The organism is Streptomyces sp. NPDC006296 (genome assembly GCF_040613235.1).
Lineage (GTDB): Bacteria > Actinomycetota > Actinomycetes > Streptomycetales > Streptomycetaceae > Streptomyces.
This window is the reverse complement of sequence record NZ_JBEXRT010000072.1, coordinates 1-18529: the sequence shown is the minus strand read 5'-3', so window position 1 is coordinate 18529 and position 18529 is coordinate 1. Positions and strand designations below refer to the sequence as shown.

Sequence of the window (18529 nt, the reverse complement as noted above, 5' to 3'; positions counted from 1 at the left end):
GGCCGGTGCGGCCGGAGCCGGAGCCGGTGCCGCAGGTGCGGCCGGAGCCGGGGCGGCCTCCGCCGGGGCGGCCTCCGCCGGGGCGGCGGGAGCGGCCGGGGCCGGAGCGGCGGCCGGGGCCGGGGCGGCCTCCGCCGGAGCGGCGGCGGGCGCGGCACCCGGGGCGCCGATGACGGCGAGCTTGGCGCCCACCTCGGCGGTCTCGTCCTCACCGACGACGATCTCCAGCAGCACGCCGGAGACCGGGGCGGGGATCTCGGTGTCGACCTTGTCCGTGGAGACCTCGAGCAGGGGCTCGTCCTCCGTGACCTCCTCGCCGACCTCCTTCAGCCAGCGGGTGACGGTGCCCTCGGTGACGCTCTCGCCGAGCGCGGGGAGGGTGACGTCGGTGCCGGAGGCGCCACCGGCCGGAGCGGCGGCGGGAGCCTCCTGGGCGGGGGCCTCGGCCGCGGGGGCCGGAGCCTCCTCGGCCGGAGCCTCCTGCGCGGGGGCCTCGGCGGCCGGCGCCTCGGCGGCGGCGGGCGCGCCCGAGCCGTCGTCGATGACGGCCAGCTCGGCGCCGACCTCGACGGTCTCGTCCTCGGCGACCTTGATGGACGCGAGCACGCCGGAGGCCGGCGCGGGGATCTCGGTGTCGACCTTGTCGGTCGAGACCTCGAGCAGCGGCTCGTCGGCCTCGACGCGCTCGCCCTCGGCCTTCAGCCAACGGGTGACAGTGCCCTCGGTGACGCTCTCGCCGAGCGCCGGAAGGGTTACGGAAACCGACATGGTTTCAGTTGCTCCTTACGAAAGTGCGGAAGTGGTCGGTCGTCCCCGGGACTGGATCAGTCGTGGGAGTGGAGAGGCTTGCCGGCCAGGGCCAGGTGGGCCTCGCCCATCGCCTCGTTCTGCGTCGGGTGGGCGTGGATGAGCTGCGCGACCTCGGCCGGCAGCGCCTCCCAGTTGTAGATCAGCTGCGCCTCGCCGACCTGCTCGCCCATACGGTCACCGACCATGTGGACGCCGACCACCGCACCGTCCTTGACCTGGACGAGCTTGATCTCGCCCGCGGTCTTCAGGATCTTGCTCTTGCCGTTGCCCGCCAGGTTGTACTTGAGGGCGACGACCTTGTCCGCGCCGTAGATCTCCTTGGCCTTGGCCTCGGTGATGCCGACGGAGGCGACCTCGGGGTGGCAGTACGTCACCTTCGGCACGCCGTCGTAGTCGACCGGCACGGTCTTCAGTCCGGCGAGCCGCTCCGCCACCAGGATGCCCTCGGCGAAGCCGACGTGGGCGAGCTGGAGGGTCGGGACCAGGTCGCCGACGGCCGAGATCGTCGGGACGTTGGTCTGCATGTACTCGTCGACGAGGACGTAGCCGCGGTCCATCGCGACGCCGGCCTCCTCGTAGCCCAGACCCTGCGAGACCGGGCCGCGGCCGATCGCGACCAGCAGCACCTCCGCCTCGAAGGTCTTGCCGTCGGCGAGCGAGACCTTCACGCCGTCCTGCGTGTACTCGGCCTTGTCGAAGAAGGTACCGAGGTTGAACTTGATGCCGCGCTTGCGGAACGCGCGCTCAAGAAGCTTGGAGCTGTTCTCGTCCTCGACCGGGACCAGGTGCTTCAGGCCCTCGACGATCGTGACGTCGGTGCCGAAGGACTTCCACGCCGAGGCGAACTCGACGCCGATGACGCCGCCGCCCAGGACGATCGCGGACGTCGGCACGCGGTCGAGCTTCAGCGCGTGGTCCGAGGAGATGATGCGGTTGCCGTCGATCTCCAGGCCGGGCAGCGACTTCGGCACGGAGCCCGTCGCCAGCAGCACGTGACGGCCCTGGACGCGCCGGCCGTCGACGTCCACCGAGGTGGGGGACGAGAGCCGGCCCTCACCCTCGATGTAGTGCACCTTGCGCGAGGCGATGAGACCCTGCAGGCCCTTGTACAGGCCCGAGATCACGTCGTCCTTGTACTTGTGGACGGCCGCCATGTCGATGCCCTCGAAGGTGGCCTTCACACCGAACTGCTCGGCCTCGCGCGCCTGGTCGGCGACCTCGCCGGCGTGCAGCAGCGCCTTCGTCGGGATGCAGCCGTTGTGCAGGCAGGTGCCGCCGACCTTGCCCTTCTCGATCAGTGCGACGTCCAGGCCCAGCTGAGCCCCGCGCAGGGCCGCGGCGTAACCGCCACTGCCACCGCCGAGGATCACTAGGTCGAAAACGGTGCTGGCGTCGTTCGCCACGTCACGTCCTCCATGCATGTGCGCCGTACGCCGGGCCCCGTCGCTGGGGTGTGACCGGCCGGTCGGCTGGTGTTCGGCCGCTTGCGTTTTTCGGCCCTGTGGTGGGGGCCCTGTCCTGCCGAGAACCCATCTTCGCACTTGTTGGGGGCGGACGGGACGCGGGCCCCTGCTCCGAGCCGGACCGTGACCGGGTCCGGACGGTAACCGATACGTGGAGATCTCCGGAAAAAGGCGGCCGGAGCCCCCGGGAACCGCCTGGGGGTGTCCGCCGGGTCCCGCCGCACACCCGGACCCGTGCCGGGCGTGCGGTCCGGACCGTACCGCGCGGACGCCCCCGCGGTCCCGGACGTGTGCCCGGGACCGTGGGGGAGACGAGCGGGCCCCGCACGCGGACGCCCGCCCGGGGCTCAGCCGAGGTCGCCGGCCGCGGTGCGCTCGGCCAGCCGCACCAGGGTGCGGACCGCGGAACCGGTGCCGCCCTTGGGGGTGTAGCCGTACGGCGCGCCCTCGTGGAAGGCCGGACCCGCGATGTCCAGGTGCGCCCAGGCGATGCCCTCGCCGACGAACTCCTGGAGGAACAGGCCGGCGACCAGGCCGCCGCCCATCCGCTCACCCATGTTGGCGATGTCGGCGGTCGGGGAGTCCATGCCCTTGCGCAGGTCGGCGGGGAGCGGCATCGGCCAGGAGGCCTCGCCGACCTCCTCGGCGATCTCGTGGACGGACGTGCGGAAGGCGTCGTCGTTGGCCATCACACCGAAGGTGCGGTTGCCGAGCGCCAGGACCATCGCACCCGTCAGGGTCGCGACGTCGACGATCGCGTCCGGCTTCTCCTCGGAGGCGCGGGTCAGCGCGTCCGCGAGCACCAGCCGGCCCTCGGCGTCGGTGTTCAGGACCTCGACGGTCTTGCCGCTGTACATGCGCAGCACGTCACCGGGGCGGGTGGCGTTGCCGGACGGCATGTTCTCGGCCAGGGCCAGCCAGCCGGTGACGTTGACCCGGAGGCCGAGGCGGGAGGCCGAGACGACGGCGGCGAACACGGCGGCGGCACCGCTCATGTCGCACTTCATCGTCTCGTTGTGCCCGGCCGGCTTCAGCGAGATGCCGCCCGAGTCGTAGGTGATGCCCTTGCCGACCAGGGCGAGCGTCTTCTCCGCCTTGGGGTGGGTGTAGGACAGCCGTACCAGGCGGGGGCCGTGCGTGGAGCCCTGGCCGACGCCCAGCAGACCGCCGAAGCCGCCCTTGACGAGCGCCTTCTCGTCCAGGACCTGCACCTTGATGCCGTGCTCCTTGCCGGCGGCGGTGGCCACGGCGGCGAAGGACTCGGGGTACAGGTCGTTGGGCGGGGTGTTGATCAGGTCGCGGGCCCGGTTCATCTCCTCGGCGACCGCGACGGCGCGCTCGGCGGCCGCCTTGAACGCCTTGTCGCGCGGCTTGCCGCCGAGCAGGACGACCTCGCCCAGCGGAAGCTTGGTGTCCTTGCCGGACTTGGCCCCCTTCGGGGCGAGCCTGTCCTCGCCGCCCTGGTAGGCGGTGAACGCGTACGCACCCAGCAGGGCGCCCTCCACGACGGCCCCGGCGCCCTCGGCGGACTCCGTCGGCAGCGCGAAGCCGGCCTTCTTCGAGCCCTTCAGCGCACGCGCGGCGCTGCCCGCCGCCCGGCGCAGTGCCTCGGCGTCGTACGTGTCGCCCTTCGCCGGGACCGGACCGAGCCCGACCGCGATGACGACCGGGGCCTTGACGTCGGACGGTGCGGGGAGCTTGGTCACCTCGCCCTCGGCACCCGAGGCGCCCAGGGTCTCCAGGACGGCGGCGAGCCCGCCGTCGAACGCCTTGTCCACGGCCTCGGCGCCCGGTGCCACGACCAGGGTGCCGGTCTTGGATCCGGCGTCCTTGGCGACGCCGACGACGAGTGCGTCGGCGCGCAGCGTCGCCGCACCTGAGGTGCTGAGAGTGAGAGCTGTCACGGTGGTGAAATCTCGCTTCCGTTGAGTTGTCTGCCGGTCGGTCCCGGTCGGTGCCGGCCGTGCCCGGCGCATCGGGGTCCCAGCCGCGATGTGCCGGGAATGAGCCTACGCGCGCGCTTGGTCCCGGCTCACCGGGGCGGGGAGGTCCGCCCCTCAGCCGGTCGCCAGCACGAGCAGGGCCGCGGTCGCGGCCGTCTCCTCCACCGCCCCGAACACGTCGCCGGTCACCCCGCCGAAGCGCCGCACGCAGTGGCGCAGCATCACCTGGGCGGCCAGCAGGCCGGCCAGGACGGCGAGGGCCTGGCGCAGGGCGCCGCCCGGCCCGAGCGTGAGGCCCGCCGCCGCGCAGCCCGCCACCGCCGCGCAGGCCACGGCCACCGCGCCCAGCGGCGGGACCGTCCCCGCCACCGCCGCGCCCAGGCCCTCCGGGCGGGCCGGTGGGACACCCCGCCGCGAGGCCAGCGTGAGCGCGACCCGGGCCGTGACGGCGGCGGCGACCGTGCCCAGCGCGCCGTCCGCCCAGCCGCGGCCGTACAGCTCGAAGAGCGCCGCGACCTGGGCCAGCAGCACGAACAGCAGGGTGATCACACCGAACGGGCCGATGTCCGACTGCTTCATGATCCGCAGCGCGTCCGCGGCCGGCCTGGCGCTGCCCAGCCCGTCCGCGGTGTCCGCGAGCCCGTCCAGGTGCAGCCCCCGGGTCAGGGCCGCGGGAAGCGCGGCGGAGGCGACCGCCGCCGCCAGCGGCCCCGCCCCGCCGAGCAGGAGCAGCACCCCGGGGAGGGCGGCGAGCAGGCCCACGACGAGCCCGGCCAACGGGGCGCACAGCATGCCGGCCCGCGCCGTCCCGCGGTCCCACCGGGAGAGGCGGACGGGGAGCGCGGTCAGGGTGCCGAAGGCGAAGCGCAGGCCATGCCGGTTCAGGGGGGTCACCGCGCGCAGGCTAGCCGGTGCGGCGGCCCGCCGGATCCGGCGAAGTACCGCAAAATGTGACATGGCCGGGTCTTCGGGTGGAGGTGGCATGGGTCACTGGTTCGAGCAGAACATCGTCGAGCCGGGCAAGCTCCCGCTGCTGCTCGCGCTGAGCGCCTTCGTGCTGACCTTCGCGGTCACCCGGATCATCACCCGGATGATCCGGGCCGGGAAGGGACCGTTCCGCAACGTCACCTCCGGGGGTGTGCACGTCCACCACGTGGTCCCTGGCGTGGTGCTCTCGGTGGTCGGCGGCTTCGGCGCGGTCGCGAGCGGACAGCGCGGCGTCGCCGCCGGGATCTTCGCGGTCGTGTTCGGGGTGGGCGCGGGGCTGGTCCTCGACGAGTTCGCGCTGATCCTGCACCTCGACGACGTGTACTGGAGCGAGGAGGGCCGCCAGAGCGTGGAGATCGTCGTCCTCACCGCCTCGCTCGTCCTGCTGGTGCTCGCCGGGTTCTCGCCGTTCGGGGTGGAGCAGCTGAGCGGCGAGCAGCAGCAGAACAGGCTGGGCGTCGTCCTGACCTACGCCGTCAACTTCGGCTTCGTGCTGGTCACGCTGTTCAAGGGCAAGACCCGGATGGCGGTCATCGGCACCCTCGTCCCGTTCGTCGCGCTGATCGGCGCGCTCCGGCTGGCCCGGCCCGCCTCGCCGTGGGCCAGGCGCTGCTACCGCAGGCGCCACCGGGCCCGCGCCCGGGCGGTGCTGAGGGCCTATCACCACGACGTCCGGTGGGCGGGCCCGCGGCGGCGCTTCCAGGACCTGATCGGCGGGGCCCCGGACCGTACCCCGCTGCCCGGCTCCCGCCCGGGCGGTGGCGACGGGGCCTGAGGACCCGTCCGCCCCGCATCCGGGGGACGGCCCGGCCGTTCAGGCCGTCGGCCCCGCGGGCTCCGCGCCGGCCGGAGCCCCGTGCCCGTCCGGCTCCCGTGCGTCCGGCTCCTGCGTGTTTTGCGTGTCCTGTGTGTCCGGCTCCTGGGCGCGCACCGGCAGCTCCGCCGCCAGGGCGGCCGCGGCCTGGACGAGCGGCAGCGCCAGCAGGGCGCCGCTGCCCTCACCCACCGTCACCCCGTGGTCCAGGAGCGGGGTCAGCGCCATCCGGTCCAGCGCCTTCGCCTGCGCGGGCTCACCGCTGACCTGGCCGGCGAGCCACCAGTCCGGGGCGCGGAAGGCGGCCCGCTGCGCCACCAGCGCGCAGGCGGCCGAGACCACCCCGTCCAGCACCACGGGCATCCGGCGCACCGCGCTCTGCAGGAGGAAGCCCGTCATGGCCGCCAGGTCCGCGCCGCCGACGGCGGCCAGCAGCTCCAGCTGGTCGCCGAGGACCGGCCGGGCCCGCCGCAGGGCGTCCCGGACCGCCGCGCACTTGCGCATCCAGGTCAGATCGTCGATGCCCGCACCGCCCCGCCCGGTCACCACCGAGGCGTCCGTCCCGCACAGGGCGGCGATCAGCGTCGCGGCCGCCGTGGTGCCGCCGACGCTCAGGTCGCCCAGCACCACCAGGTCCGTGCCCGAGTCGGCCTCCTCGTCCGCGATGCGCATCCCGAGCCGTACGGCCTGCTCGGCCTCCTCGGCCGTCAGCGCGTCCTCGACGTCGATCCGGCCGCTGCCGCGCCGCACCCGGTGGCGCACGACGGCCTCGGGCAGCAGCTCCGGATCGCAGTCCAGGCCGGCGTCGACGATCCGCACCGGGACGGAGAAGCGGCGGGCCAGCACGGCGACGGGGCTCGCCCCGTCCAGCGCCGCCCGGACGAGTTCGTGCGCGGTCCCGGCGGACCGGCCGGAGACGTCCAGCTCCGCCACCCCGTGGTCACCGGCGAACAGCACGACGCGCGGCCGCTCGATCGCCTTGACGGGCACCGACTGCTGGGCCGCAGACAGCCATTCCCCCAGCTCGTCGAGGCGGCCGAGGGCGCCCACGGGCACGGCGAGCCGCTCCCGGTGTTCCTCGGCGTCACGCCGTACGCCTCCGTCGGGGCGTTCGATCAGGTCGGAGAAGTCGTCCAGATTCACGGGGGTCTGCCTCGCGGGTCGTCACAGGGTGGGCCGGAACCCGCCGGGGGGTCCCTGCCCGGAACAGTACCCGGCACCCCGTCCCGCATCCCCGGTCCCGCACCCGCCCCGCACTCAGCCGCGCAGCACCAGCGCCTGCCCCGCCACGACCAGCAGCACCTGCTCGCACTCGCCGGCGAACGCGGCGTTCAGTCGGCCCAGTTCGTCCCGGAAGCGCCGCCCGGAAGCCGTCGCCGGGACCACGCCGGAACCGGTCTCGTTCGTCACGGCGACGACCGTGCGACGCGTCCCGCGCACCGCGCGGACCAGTTCGGCGACCCGCTCGCGGAGCTTCTCCCGGCCGCCGTCCGCCCACCGGTCGTCGTCCCACGCCCCGACCCGGTCCATCGCGTCGGTCAGCCACAGCGACAGGCAGTCGATGAGCAGCGGGGGCCCGTCCGCGTCCAGCAGGCCCGTCAGCTCGCAGGTCTCCTCCGTGCGCCAGGCGGCGGGCCTGCGCTCCCGGTGCAGCCCGATCCGGGCCGCCCACTCCGCGTCCCCCTCACGGCGTCCTCCCGTCGCCACGTACACCACCTCGGGGAAGGTCTCCAGCCGCTGTTCGGCCTCCACCGACTTCCCCGACCTGGCCCCGCCCGTGACCAGCGTCCGCCGGGGGACCTCGGGCACCGGGTGGAAGGCGCCCACCCGCAGCGTCGTCCCGTCCGGCACGGCCCGCGCCCCGCCCGCCGCGAGCCGGCGGTCCAGCTCGGCACCGGCCGGCGCGTCGTGGTCCAGATGGACGGCGACGACCTCGGTGACCGGCCCGACCGCCCCGGCGGCCCGCAGCCGGGCCACGGCGTCCGGCCGTCCGGTCACCCCGCACACGACCATGTCGTACGGCTCGGCCCCGGAGGCCAGTCCGGCGGGGGAGGCCCCGGGCGGCAGGTACAGGAGGCGCGCGCCGTCCGGCGACGTCACCTCGTAGCCCGTGCCCGGCGCGTCCATCGCCAGCGCCCGGACCCGGTGCCCGCTGATCAGGGTCAGCTCCTGGCCGTCCGGGACCCGCCCGGCGGGCGGGAGGGACGCGGGCAGCTCCACCGCGGGCCCGTCGTGCGGGTGGGTCAGCAACACCTGCCGCACGGCGGCGAGCGAGCGGCCCGCGCGGGCCGCGGCGAACACCGCGCCCGGGGTCAGGTCCAGCAGCAGCGCGTCGTCCACGAGCAGCGAGGTCGCCGCGCGTGCCCCGCTCCCGCGGGAGGAGGCGCAGACGGCGCAGGGGCAGTCGGGCCGCGGCAGTCCGTCGGGGGCGCCCGTACCGAGCAGTGTCAGTTCCACGCTCCGATCCTCCCGTGTCCGTCGGCCACCTGCGCGCCCGGGACACCCACTAGTCTTCGGGGAGCAACACGACCCAGGAGGCGGACATGGCGTGGACGTGGCGGTTCGAGAAGTCCGACGGCACGGAGACGGAGCCGGCCCTGCAGCCGGAGGAGTTCACGACCCAGGGCGACGCGGAGTCCTGGATCGGTGAGTTCTGGAAGGAGCTCCTGGAGGGCGGCACGGACCAGGTGACCCTCTTCGAGGACACCACGAGGATCTACGGACCGATGGGCCTCCGGGCCGACTGAGGCCCCTCCCTCCGCCCGGGCCCCGGTGCCCGGGCGGCTTCCCCGGCCTCCGGCCGCCGCACGCCCCCGGCCGGCTGTCAGATCGCGCCCAGGGTGACCTCGGCGGTCCTCTCCGAGTCCCCCCGGGTGTACGTCACCCGGGTCTTCTCGCCGGGCTTGTCGCCCGCCAGGGCCTCCGAGAGGGAGGTGATGGTCGTGATCGGGTCCTCGCCGACCCGGGTGATGATGTCCCCGGTCCGCAGCCCGGCCTTCTCCGCGGCCCCGCCCTTCCGGACGCTGACGATCGCGACACCGGCGGGCTTGTAGGCCGCGTCGACGACGGTGCGGCCCGTGATGTCCAGCGCCGCCCGGCCCGAGTCGGTGACCTTCCCGGACCTGATGATCTGGTCGGAGACCGTCCGCACCATCGAGACGGGGATGGCGAACCCGATCCCCGGCGCCGCGGAGTCACCCAGCTGAGGGTCCGTCGCGGCGAGCGTCGGGATGCCGATCACCTCGCTGTCGAGGTTCACCAGGGCGCCACCGCTGTTGCCCGGGTTGATCGCCGCCGAGGTCTGCACCATGTCGGCGAGGGTCGCCCCGGTGCCGCCGCCCGAACGGCTCTCGCTCACGGTCCGCCCGACCGCCGAGACGATGCCCTGGGTGACGCTGCTGGACAGTCCGAGCGGTGAGCCCATCGCCAGGACGATCTGCCCCACCTCGACCCCGTCGCTGTTCCCGAACTTCGCGGCCCGCAGCCCGTCGGGCGCGTCGTCGAGCTTGATGACGGCGAGATCCTGCTCGGGGTAGGAGGACACGAGGGACGCCTTGAACACCTTCTCGCCGGTGGCGACGCTGACCTCGAAGGTCTTCTCGCCGTCCACCACATGGGCGTTCGTGACGATGTGGCCCCGGTCGTCGTAGACGATGCCCGAGCCGAGCCCGTCCCCGGCGCCGATCTGCACCACGGAGGGCAGCACGTCCTTGATGACCGACTGGTACTGGTTCTGCAGGTCGTCGGTGACCCGGGCCACGACCGCCTGCTGGTCCGGGGCCGCGGACGGGGCCGCACCCGGCCCGGCGCAGGCACCCGTCAGGGCGATCACGCAGACGGCGGCCAGGGGCGGGAGCGAGCGGCGTACCCGGGTCCGGGAAGGGGTTGCGTCCATGCCCGGAGTATCGCCACGGCCCGCGCCCGCGGCCTGCGCTGCTGGGCCGATCAGCGGTACGGGCCCGACCACGGCCACGGTGCCGGTCGCGCGGGTGCGGCGGCTCCGCGGTGCGGAGCCCGCCGGGTCAGCCGCGCACGCCGCACAGGTGCAGCAGTGCGGCCACCCCGCGGTACGGGTCGGTCCGCCCGGCCCGGTCCTCGGCGTCGAACACCCGGGCCAGCTCCTCGGGGCCGGGCAGCTCCTCGTCGTTGCTCACCTGGTCGGTGAAGACCCGCACGCCGTACCAGGTGTGCAGCGGGGCGGCGATGCCGGCGAGGGTGGCCCGCAGCACCGCGAGCCGGTCCGCCCGCACGGAGAGGCCGAGCCGGTTGGTGTAGGTGTCCGTCTCGAACGCGGCGAGCGCGCCGCCGAAGTCACCGGCCTGCCCCGGCCGCATCGCCAGCGCGTCCGCGTTGCGCACGAGCAGCGAGAGCAGCCCGCCGGGCGCCAGCATCCGGGCCAGGCCCGCCAGCAGCGGATCCGGCTCGGACACGTACATCAGCACACCGTGGCAGAGCACCACGTCGAAGCTGCCGGGCAGGAAGTGCACCCCGGTGTCCCGGCCGTCGCCCTCGATGAGCCGCACCCGCTCACGGATGCCCTCGGGCTCGTCCGCCAGGGACTCCCGCGCGGTCCGCAGCATCTCGGGGTCGGACTCCAGCCCCGTCACCGAGTGCCCGGCCCGCGCCAGGCGCAGCGCCTGGGTGCCCTGGCCCATGCCGACGTCGAGCACCCGCAGCCGCTGCCCCACGGGGTAGCGGGCGGATATCTGCTCGTCGAGCTGCCGGCCGACGAGCTCCTGGCGGACGGTGTTGCGCAGACCGCCGAGCCCGCTCAGCCACTGCGACGACACCCCCGTGAAGCCGGAGGTCTCCGTGCTCAGGGCCGCTCTCCGCGCTTGACCTGCGGCTTGGGCAGACGCAGCCGGCGCATCTGGAGCGTGCGCATCAGGCCGTAGGCCACCGCGCCGCGCTTCGGGGTGTCCGGGAAGCGCTCCGCCAGCTGCTTCCGCAGACGGAACCCGAGGCCGATGGAGTCGACCACGATCAGCACGATCACGCCGAGCCAGAGCAGCAGCGAGATGTTCTGGATGTTCTGCACCTGGATCACGCTGAGGATCAGGATGATCACCGCGAGCGGGAGGAAGTACTCCGCGATGCAGAAGCGCGCGTCCACGAAGTCACGGACGAAGCGGCGCACGGGCCCCTTGTCGCGGACCGGCAGATAGCGCTCGTCGCCCGAGGCGAGCGCCTCGCGCTGCCGGGCCATGTCCGCCCGGCGGGCCTCGCGCTGGCGCTTCGCGGCCTCCTTGCGATCGGTCGGCGCACCGCTGGAGGCGCGCCGGCGCTGCGTCTGGGCGTCGCTGCGCTTGGGGGTGGGGCGACCCTTGGGAGCCTGGGGGTCGCGGGGCTGCTTGGAGAGGTCCGCCGTCACCTTGCCGGTGGGGGCCTTCTCTTCCTTGGAACGGCTACGGAACACAAAACCCAAGGGTACGGGGTCGGCCGCGGCTACCGGGGACCGGCCGGGAACGATCCGGCAACGGCCTGCGTCCGGAAAAGTGTCCCGACACGGACAGAACGGGCGCCGCCGGCCCCTCCGCGGGGGTCGTCTACTCCCTGGGCGGGAGCGATCACCCGCGGTACTCGTCCTTGCGGAGGAGCACATTGGTGCTCGAACAGTGCGGTAATGGAGACAGGGCCCGTACTGTGGGTTCTGTTGGAGTGCTGGAGCTCAGTCCGTCAGAAGGGGGCGCGCGAAGCCCATGAGCGGTGTCATGAAGCGTATGGGGATGATCTTCCGCGCGAAGGCGAACAAGGCCCTTGACCGGGCCGAGGATCCGCGCGAGACCCTCGATTACTCGTACCAGAAGCAGCTGGAGCTGCTCCAGAAGGTGCGCCGCGGGGTCGCCGACGTGGCGACCTCCCGCAAGCGCCTGGAGCTGCAGCTGAACCAGCTGCAGGGACAGTCGTCCAAGCTGGAGGACCAGGGGCGCAAGGCCCTCGCGCTCGGCCGCGAGGACCTGGCCCGCGAGGCGCTGTCCAGGCGCGCCGCCCTCCAGCAGCAGGTCACGGACCTGGAGACGCAGCACCAGACGCTGCAGGGCGAGGAGGAGAAACTCACCCTCGCGGCCCAGCGCCTGCAGGCCAAGGTGGACGCCTTCCGCACGAAGAAGGAGACCATCAAGGCCACCTACACGGCGGCCCAGGCCCAGACCCGGATCGGTGAGGCCTTCTCCGGCATCTCCGAGGAGATGGGCGACGTGGGCCTGGCCATCCAGCGGGCCGAGGACAAGACCCAGCAGCTCCAGGCGCGCGCCGGGGCCATCGACGAGCTGCTGGCCTCCGGGGCGCTCGACGACCCGTCCGGCACGGCGAAGGACGACATCGCCGCCGAGCTGGACCGCATCTCGGGTGGTACGGATGTGGAGCTGGAACTCCAGCGCATGAAGGCCGAGCTGGCCGGCGGTTCCGCCGGACAGCAGCAGGCCATCGAGGGCGGCGCCGAGGACGCGGCACCGCAGTCGCAGCAGTCCCCGCACAAGTTCGACAAGCAGTGAGGACGGCGTCATGATCGTACGGATCATGGGGGAGGGCCAGGTGGCACTGGCCGACAGTCACCTCGCCGAGCTGAACACGCTCGACGACATCCTCCTCGCGGAGATGGAGAGCGGTGACGGGCCCGGCTTCCGCACCACGCTCCACGCGCTCCTGGACAAGGTGCGCGAGCTCGGCTCCCCCCTCCCGGACGACTCCCTGGAGCCCTCCGAACTGATCCTGCCGTCACCTGACGCCACCCTCGAAGAGGTGCGCTCCATGCTCCGCGACGACGGGCTGATCCCCGGCTGACCGGAGCCACCCGCTCCGCACTTCCGCGACGCCCCGCCCGGTTCGCCCGGCGCGGGGCGCCGTGCCGTCCGGACGCCCATCGTGCGGCGGGCCGCGGTGCTCCGGTGCCGGGGTGTCCCGCCGTACGGCGAGTTCCGGTGCTCCGGTGCCGGGCGTCCGGTGTCCCGTCGTACGGCGGGCCGCGGTGCCCGGGTTTCCCGCCGTGCGGCGAGCCGCGGTGCCCCGGTGCCCGGGCACCGCACGGACCTGTCCCGGCGCGGCACGCCGTACCGTTGCTCGACGTGACCACCCTCGGAACCGGGTTCGTGCGCCCCCGCCGCTGGCTGCGCGGCCATCCCCTCGTCTTCGACCGGGGGCTGGCCGCGGCCGTGCTCGTCTGCATGGTCTGCGCGTCCTTCGCCGAGCCCGAACCGCGCCACGGCCCCGTCTTCCACGCCAGGTCCCCCGACCCGTTCAGCGTGCTGCTGATGGTGCTCGCCGCCGGAGCGCTCGTCCTGCGCCGGCGCGGACCGATGGCCGTGCTCGCCGTGACGGGACTGCTCTCCGCCGCCGGGTTCCTCCTGACGGACCCGCCGGCCCCCGTGGTGCTGAGCGTGGTCATCGCGCTCTTCACCGTCGCCTCCCGCACCGACCGCCCCACCACCTGGCGGGTCGGCCTGCTGACCATGCTCGTGCTGACCATGGCGGCGATGGCCGTCGGCTCGACCCCCTGGTACAGCCAGGAGAACGTCGGGGTGCTCGCCTGGACCGGCCTGGCCTGCGCCGCCGGGGACGCGGTGCGCAGCAGGCGCGCGTTCATCGACGCGATCAGGGAACGGGCCGAACGCGCGGAGCGCACCCGCGACGAGGAGGCCCGCCGCCGGGTCGCCGAGGAGCGCCTGCGGATCGCCAGGGACCTGCACGACGTCGTCGCCCACCACATCGCCCTGGTCAACGTGCAGGCCGGGGTCGCCGCCCACGTGATGGACAAGCGGCCCGACCAGGCGAAGGAGGCGCTCGCGCACGTACGCGAGGCCAGCCGCTCCGCGCTCAACGAGCTCCGGGCCACCGTCGGGCTGCTGCGCCAGTCCGGCGACCCGGAGGCACCCACCGAACCCGCGCCGGGGCTCGCCGTCCTCGACGCCCTGGTCGACACCTTCCGCAACGCCGGGCTCCCCGTGGAGGTGGCCCGCACCGACCCGGACAGCCCGCTGCCCGCGGCGGTCGACCTGGCGGCCTACCGGATCATCCAGGAGGCCCTGACCAACGTCCGCAAACACGCCGGCGCCGACGCGAAGGCCGAGGTGAGCGTCGTCCGGGTCGCGGGCACCGCGGAGATCACCGTCCTGGACGACGGCACGGGGCCCGACCCCCGGCACGCCCCCGCCGACGGCGGCGGCCACGGGCTGCTCGGCATGCGCGAGCGAGTCACCGCCCTCGGCGGGACCCTCACGGCGGAACCCCGTTACGGAGGCGGCTTCCGGGTCCATGCGATCCTGCCGGTCGTGCCCCGCAGCCGCGCGCCGGAACGACCGGGCGCGGCGGGGACGACGGGGGGACGCGCATGACGCCCATCAAGGTGCTGCTCGCCGACGACCAGGCGCTGCTGCGCAGCGCGTTCCGGGTGCTGGTCGACTCCGAGGCCGACATGCAGGTCGTCGGGGAGGCCGCCGACGGGGCGCAGGCCGTGGAGCTGGCCCGCTCGACCGGCGCCGACGTGGTGCTGATGGACATCCGGATGCCGGGCACCGACGGACTCACCGCCACCAGGACGATCAGTGCGGACCCGGACCTCGCGGACGTACGGATCGTCATGCTCACCACCTTCGAGGTGGACGAGTACGTCCTGCAGTCCCTGCGCGCCGGAGCCTCCGGGTTCCTCGGCAAGGGCGCGGAACCGGACGAGCTGCTCAACGCCATCCGGGTCGCCGCGGCCGGCGAGGCGCTGCTCTCCCCGGTCGCCACCAAGGGCCTCATCGCCCGCTTCCTCGCCCAGGGCGGCAGCGCGGGCGACGGGCCGGCCGGAGCGGAGTACTCCGCTCGCCTCGCCGCGCTCACGGGGCGCGAGCGCGAGGTGCTCGTGCAGGTCGCCGGCGGACACTCCAACGACCAGATCGCCGACCGGCTCGCCGTCAGCCCCCTCACCGTCAAGACCCATGTGAACCGGGCCATGGCGAAGCTGGGCGCACGGGACCGGGCGCAATTGGTCGTCATTGCATACGAATCGGGCCTGGTGCGCCCCAGGGTGGAGTGACGGGTGTAGAACCGGCTACTCCAGCTGGAGTATGCGCGGGACGAGAAAGCAACCCGGGGGCCGACGATTCCCGCCGCGGACCCGGCGATCGTATAGGTGGGCGGACCGTGTCCCCTGCGATCACCCGGGTGCGCACACGCCGTGCGCCGGGCCGGGCATCCGGCTGCCGTCCACCTGCCGCGTACGCCACAGAAGAGAGACCCACCCATGTCCTGGCTGTCCAGATTCAGCCTCGCGCAACGGGCTTTGATCGGACTGATCTCGATCGTCGCGCTCGTGTTCGGAGCGATCGCGATCCCGCAGCTCAAGCAGCAGCTGCTGCCCACCATCGAACTGCCGATGGTGTCGGTGCTTGCCCCCTACCAGGGTGCGTCCCCCGACGTGGTCGAGAAGCAGGTCGTCGAACCCCTCGAGAACTCCATCAAGGCCGTCGACGGCGTCGAGGGGGTCACCTCGACCGCCAGCGAGGGCAACGCCGTCGTCATGGCGACGTTCGACTTCGGTGACGAGGGCACGAAGCAGCTCGTCGCCGACATCCAGCAGGCCGTCAACCGCGCCCGCGCCCAGCTCCCGGACTCCGTGGACCCGCAGGTCGTCGCCGGTTCGACGGACGACATCCCGACCGTCGTCCTCGCCGTCACCTCGGACACGGACCAGCAGGCGCTGGCCGACCGCCTCGACCGTACGGTCGTCCCCGCGATCGAGGACATCGACGGCGTCGGCCAGGTCTCGGTCGACGGTGTCCAGGACCTCCAGATCTCCGTGGTGCCCGACGACCGCAAGCTCGCGGCGGCCGGTCTGAACGCCGGCACGCTGTCGCAGGCGCTCCAGGCGGGCGGCGCCACCGTCCCCGCCGGGTCCTTCTCCGAGTCGGGCAAGAGCCGCACCATCCAGGTCGGCGGTTCCTTCACCTCGGTCCGGCAGATCGAGGACCTCCGGGTCGCCTCCCCGGAGCCCGCCTCCGGCAAGGCGGGCAAGGCCGTCCGGGTCGGGGACGTCGCCACCGTGAAGCAGGAGCCCGCCACCGCGGTCTCGCTCACCCGGACGAACGGCAGGCCCAGCCTCGCGGTCGTGGCCACGATGGACAAGGACGGCAGCGCCGTCGCCATCTCGGACGCCGTCCGGGACAAGCTCCCTGACCTGCGCAAGGACCTCGGCGCCGGCGCCGAGCTGACCGTGGTCTCCGACCAGGGGCCCGCCGTATCGAAGGCGATCTCCGGGCTGACCACCGAGGGCGCGCTCGGCCTGCTCTTCGCGGTCGTCGTCATCCTGGTCTTCCTCGCGTCGATCCGCTCGACCCTGGTCACCGCGGTCTCCATCCCGCTCTCCGTGGTCCTCGCGCTCATCGTGCTGTGGACCCGCGACCTGTCGCTCAACATGCTGACCCTCGGCGCGCTGACCATCGCGATCGGCCGGGTCGTCGACGACTCGATCGTCGTCCTGGAGAACATCAAGCGGCACCTCGGGTACGGCGAGGAACGCCGGTCGGCGATCATCACCGCCGTCAAGGAGGTGGCCGGCGCGGTCACCTCCTCCACCCTGACCACCGTCGCGGTGTTCCTGCCCATCGGCCTGGTCGGCGGCATGGTCGGCCAGCTCTTCGGCTCGTTCTCGCTCACCGTCACGGCGGCCCTGCTGGCCTCCCTGCTGGTCTCGCTGACCGTCGTCCCGGTCCTGTCGTTCTGGTTCCTGAGGGCCCCCAAGGGCACCGACACCGACCCGGACGAGGCGCGCCGCAAGGCCGAGGAGAAGGAGGCCGCCAGCCGGCTCCAGCGGCTCTACGTCCCGGTGCTGCGCTTCGCGACCCGGCGCCGCGTCACCAGCATCGTCATCGCCTTCGTGGTCCTGTTCGGCACCTTCGGCATGGCACCGCTGCTGAAGACGAACTTCTTCGACCAGGGCGAGCAGGAGGTCCTCTCCATCAAGCAGGAGCTGACCCCGGGCAGCAGCCTGGAGGCGGCCGACGCGGCCGCGCGGAAGGTCGAGAAGGTCCTCGCCGCGGACAAGGGCGTGAAGGACTACCAGGTCACCGTCGGCTCCTCCGGCTTCATGGCGGCTTTCGGCGGCGGTACGGGCGCCAACCAGGCCTCCTACCAGGTGACCCTGGAGGACTCGGCGGACTTCGACGCCACCCAGGAGCGGATCGGCGCGGCCCTGGGCGAGCTGGACGGCGTCGGGGACACCACGATCGCCGCGGGCGACGGCTTCGGCAGCCAGGACCTCAGCGTCGTGGTCAAGGCCGCCGACGCGGGCGTCCTGAAGAAGGCGTCCGAGGCGGTGCGCGCCGAGGTCGCGAAGCTCGACGACGTCACCGACGTCCAGAGCGACCTCGCGCAGAGCGTTCCGCGGATCTCGGTCAGGCCCAACGACAAGGCGGCGGACGCCGGGTTCGACGGGACGGCTCTCGGCGCGGTGGTGGCCGGCGCAGTGCGCGGCACCCCGGCCGGCACGGCGATCATGGACGACACCGAGCGCGACGTCCTGGTGAGGTCGGCGAAGCCGGCCACCACGACGGCCGAGCTGAAGGCCCTCCCGCTCGGCCCGGTCCGGCTCGGGGACATCGCCACCGTCGAACTGGTCCCCGGCCCGGTCTCGATGACCCGGATCGACGGCCAGCGCGCGGCGACGATCACCGCCAGGCCGACCGGTGACAACACGGGCGCGGTCAGCACCGCGCTCCAGTCGAAGATCGACGCCCTGGACCTCCCGGACGGCGCCACCGCGACCATCGGCGGTGTCTCCGAGGACCAGAACGACGCCTTCATGAAGCTGGGCCTCGCCATGCTGGCGGCCATCGCCATCGTCTTCATGCTGCTGGTGGCCACCTTCAGGTCGCTCGTCCAGCCGCTGATCCTGCTGGTCTCCATCCCCTTCGCGGCGACGGGTGCGATCGGCCTGCTGGTCCTCACGGGGACCCCGATGGGCGTCCCGGCGATGATCGGCATGCTGATGCTCATCGGCATCGTGGTGACCAACGCGATCGTGCTGATCGACCTGATCAACCAGTACAGGGCGCAGGGCATGGGCGTCGTCGAGGCGGTCGTCGAGGGAGGCCGCCACCGGCTCCGCCCGATCCTGATGACGGCCCTGGCGACGATCTTCGCCCTGCTCCCGATGGCCCTGGGCGTCACCGGCGAGGGCGGGTTCATCTCCCAGCCGCTGGCGGTCGTGGTGATCGGCGGTCTGATCACCTCCACGCTGCTGACCCTGCTCCTGGTGCCGACGCTCTACGCGATGGTCGAGCTCCGCAAGGAGCGCCGCGCGGAGAAGAAGGCGGCCAGGCGCGAGGCGCAGTCCGGCAGCGTGTCCCCGGAGCCGGTGCAGGACGCCGCCTCCGAGGAGCCGGAGCCCGCGAAGGCCTGACCGCACAGCCCGAAGGGGGAGGCCCCCGACGCCGGTTCACGGCGTCGGGGGGCGCCCCCGACGGCCGGGCGGGGGGGCCCGGGGCCCGAACGAAGCGCCCGGACGGGAGAGCGGGGGGGGGGGGAAGAGGGTG

16 protein-coding genes are annotated in these 18529 nt (G+C 73.5%); 7 read left to right on the top strand and 9 right to left on the bottom strand.

All coding sequences use genetic code 11. The features are described 5' to 3' along the window. The 4 genes from ABZ172_RS29545 to ABZ172_RS29530 form a co-directional block, all read right to left on the bottom strand. Window positions 1-768: biotin/lipoyl-containing protein (locus ABZ172_RS29545; RefSeq protein WP_356888339.1), on the bottom strand; the 768-nt coding region annotated here is incomplete at its 3' end. A 56-nt stretch (window positions 769-824) separates the two neighbouring features. After that, entirely contained in the window at window positions 825-2213 is a 1389-nt protein-coding gene (lpdA, locus tag ABZ172_RS29540) for a dihydrolipoyl dehydrogenase (protein ID WP_356888337.1), read from the bottom strand. 407 nt (window positions 2214-2620) lie between these two features. Then, a complete protein-coding gene (locus tag ABZ172_RS29535) occupies window positions 2621-4177 on the bottom strand; it encodes a leucyl aminopeptidase (protein ID WP_356888335.1) in 1557 nt (518 codons plus the stop codon). Window positions 4178-4330: 153 nt separating this feature from the next. Beyond that, the gene (locus ABZ172_RS29530; protein WP_356888333.1) at window positions 4331-5110 is read right to left on the bottom strand and encodes an adenosylcobinamide-GDP ribazoletransferase; all 780 of its coding nucleotides are present in this window, start codon (window positions 5108-5110) and stop codon (window positions 4331-4333) included. Window positions 5111-5198: 88 nt separating this feature from the next. Between ABZ172_RS29530 and ABZ172_RS29525 the strand changes: the two genes are divergently transcribed. After that, complete coding sequence (locus ABZ172_RS29525; protein ID WP_356888331.1) at window positions 5199-5978, top strand: hypothetical protein; 780 nt, start codon at window positions 5199-5201, stop codon at window positions 5976-5978. A 39-nt stretch (window positions 5979-6017) separates the two neighbouring features. Here the strand turns inward: ABZ172_RS29525 and cobT are convergent, their stop codons facing one another. Both cobT and ABZ172_RS29515 read right to left on the bottom strand, forming a co-directional pair. Further along, window positions 6018-7160, bottom strand: a complete 1143-nt coding sequence (cobT, locus tag ABZ172_RS29520) for a nicotinate-nucleotide--dimethylbenzimidazole phosphoribosyltransferase (protein WP_356888329.1) — start codon at window positions 7158-7160, stop codon at window positions 6018-6020. A gap of 114 nt (window positions 7161-7274) precedes the next feature. Continuing rightward, window positions 7275-8474, bottom strand: a complete 1200-nt coding sequence (locus ABZ172_RS29515; protein WP_356888327.1) for a bifunctional adenosylcobinamide kinase/adenosylcobinamide-phosphate guanylyltransferase — start codon at window positions 8472-8474, stop codon at window positions 7275-7277. A gap of 86 nt (window positions 8475-8560) precedes the next feature. On the opposite strand from ABZ172_RS29515, the gene ABZ172_RS29510 reads away from it, so the two are divergent. Next, window positions 8561-8764 carry a hypothetical protein gene (locus tag ABZ172_RS29510; protein WP_356888325.1) on the top strand — a complete coding sequence of 68 codons (204 nt, stop codon included), beginning with the start codon at window positions 8561-8563 and terminating at the stop codon, window positions 8762-8764. 77 nt (window positions 8765-8841) lie between these two features. Here the strand turns inward: ABZ172_RS29510 and ABZ172_RS29505 are convergent, their stop codons facing one another. The 3 genes from ABZ172_RS29505 to ABZ172_RS29495 all read right to left on the bottom strand — a co-directional run bounded on the left by ABZ172_RS29505 (window position 8842) and on the right by ABZ172_RS29495 (window position 11433). Next, window positions 8842-9912, bottom strand: coding sequence for a trypsin-like peptidase domain-containing protein (locus ABZ172_RS29505; protein WP_356888323.1), 1071 nt, complete (start codon window positions 9910-9912; stop codon window positions 8842-8844). A gap of 127 nt (window positions 9913-10039) precedes the next feature. Then, window positions 10040-10774, bottom strand: coding sequence for a methyltransferase domain-containing protein (locus ABZ172_RS29500; RefSeq protein ID WP_356888341.1), 735 nt, complete (start codon window positions 10772-10774; stop codon window positions 10040-10042). Window positions 10775-10833: 59 nt separating this feature from the next. Continuing rightward, entirely contained in the window at window positions 10834-11433 is a 600-nt protein-coding gene (locus ABZ172_RS29495; RefSeq protein WP_356888321.1) for a DUF3043 domain-containing protein, read from the bottom strand. Between the two features lie 295 nt (window positions 11434-11728). Between ABZ172_RS29495 and ABZ172_RS29490 the strand changes: the two genes are divergently transcribed. From ABZ172_RS29490 to ABZ172_RS29470, 5 genes are all read left to right on the top strand, one after another. After that, a complete protein-coding gene (locus ABZ172_RS29490; protein WP_014156668.1) occupies window positions 11729-12511 on the top strand; it encodes a PspA/IM30 family protein in 783 nt (260 codons plus the stop codon). Window positions 12512-12521: 10 nt separating this feature from the next. Beyond that, window positions 12522-12800: a hypothetical protein gene (locus ABZ172_RS29485; RefSeq protein ID WP_356888319.1), complete on the top strand. Its 279-nt coding sequence runs from the start codon at window positions 12522-12524 to the stop codon at window positions 12798-12800. 281 nt (window positions 12801-13081) lie between these two features. Next, window positions 13082-14347 carry a sensor histidine kinase gene (locus ABZ172_RS29480; protein WP_356888317.1) on the top strand — a complete coding sequence of 422 codons (1266 nt, stop codon included), beginning with the start codon at window positions 13082-13084 and terminating at the stop codon, window positions 14345-14347. Further along, complete coding sequence (locus ABZ172_RS29475; RefSeq protein ID WP_356888315.1) at window positions 14344-15033, top strand: response regulator transcription factor; 690 nt, start codon at window positions 14344-14346, stop codon at window positions 15031-15033. The genes ABZ172_RS29480 and ABZ172_RS29475 overlap by 4 nt, the downstream gene beginning before the upstream one ends. A 207-nt stretch (window positions 15034-15240) precedes the next feature. Next, complete coding sequence (locus ABZ172_RS29470; protein ID WP_356888313.1) at window positions 15241-18396, top strand: efflux RND transporter permease subunit; 3156 nt, start codon at window positions 15241-15243, stop codon at window positions 18394-18396. The last annotated feature ends 133 nt before the right edge of the window (window positions 18397-18529 follow it).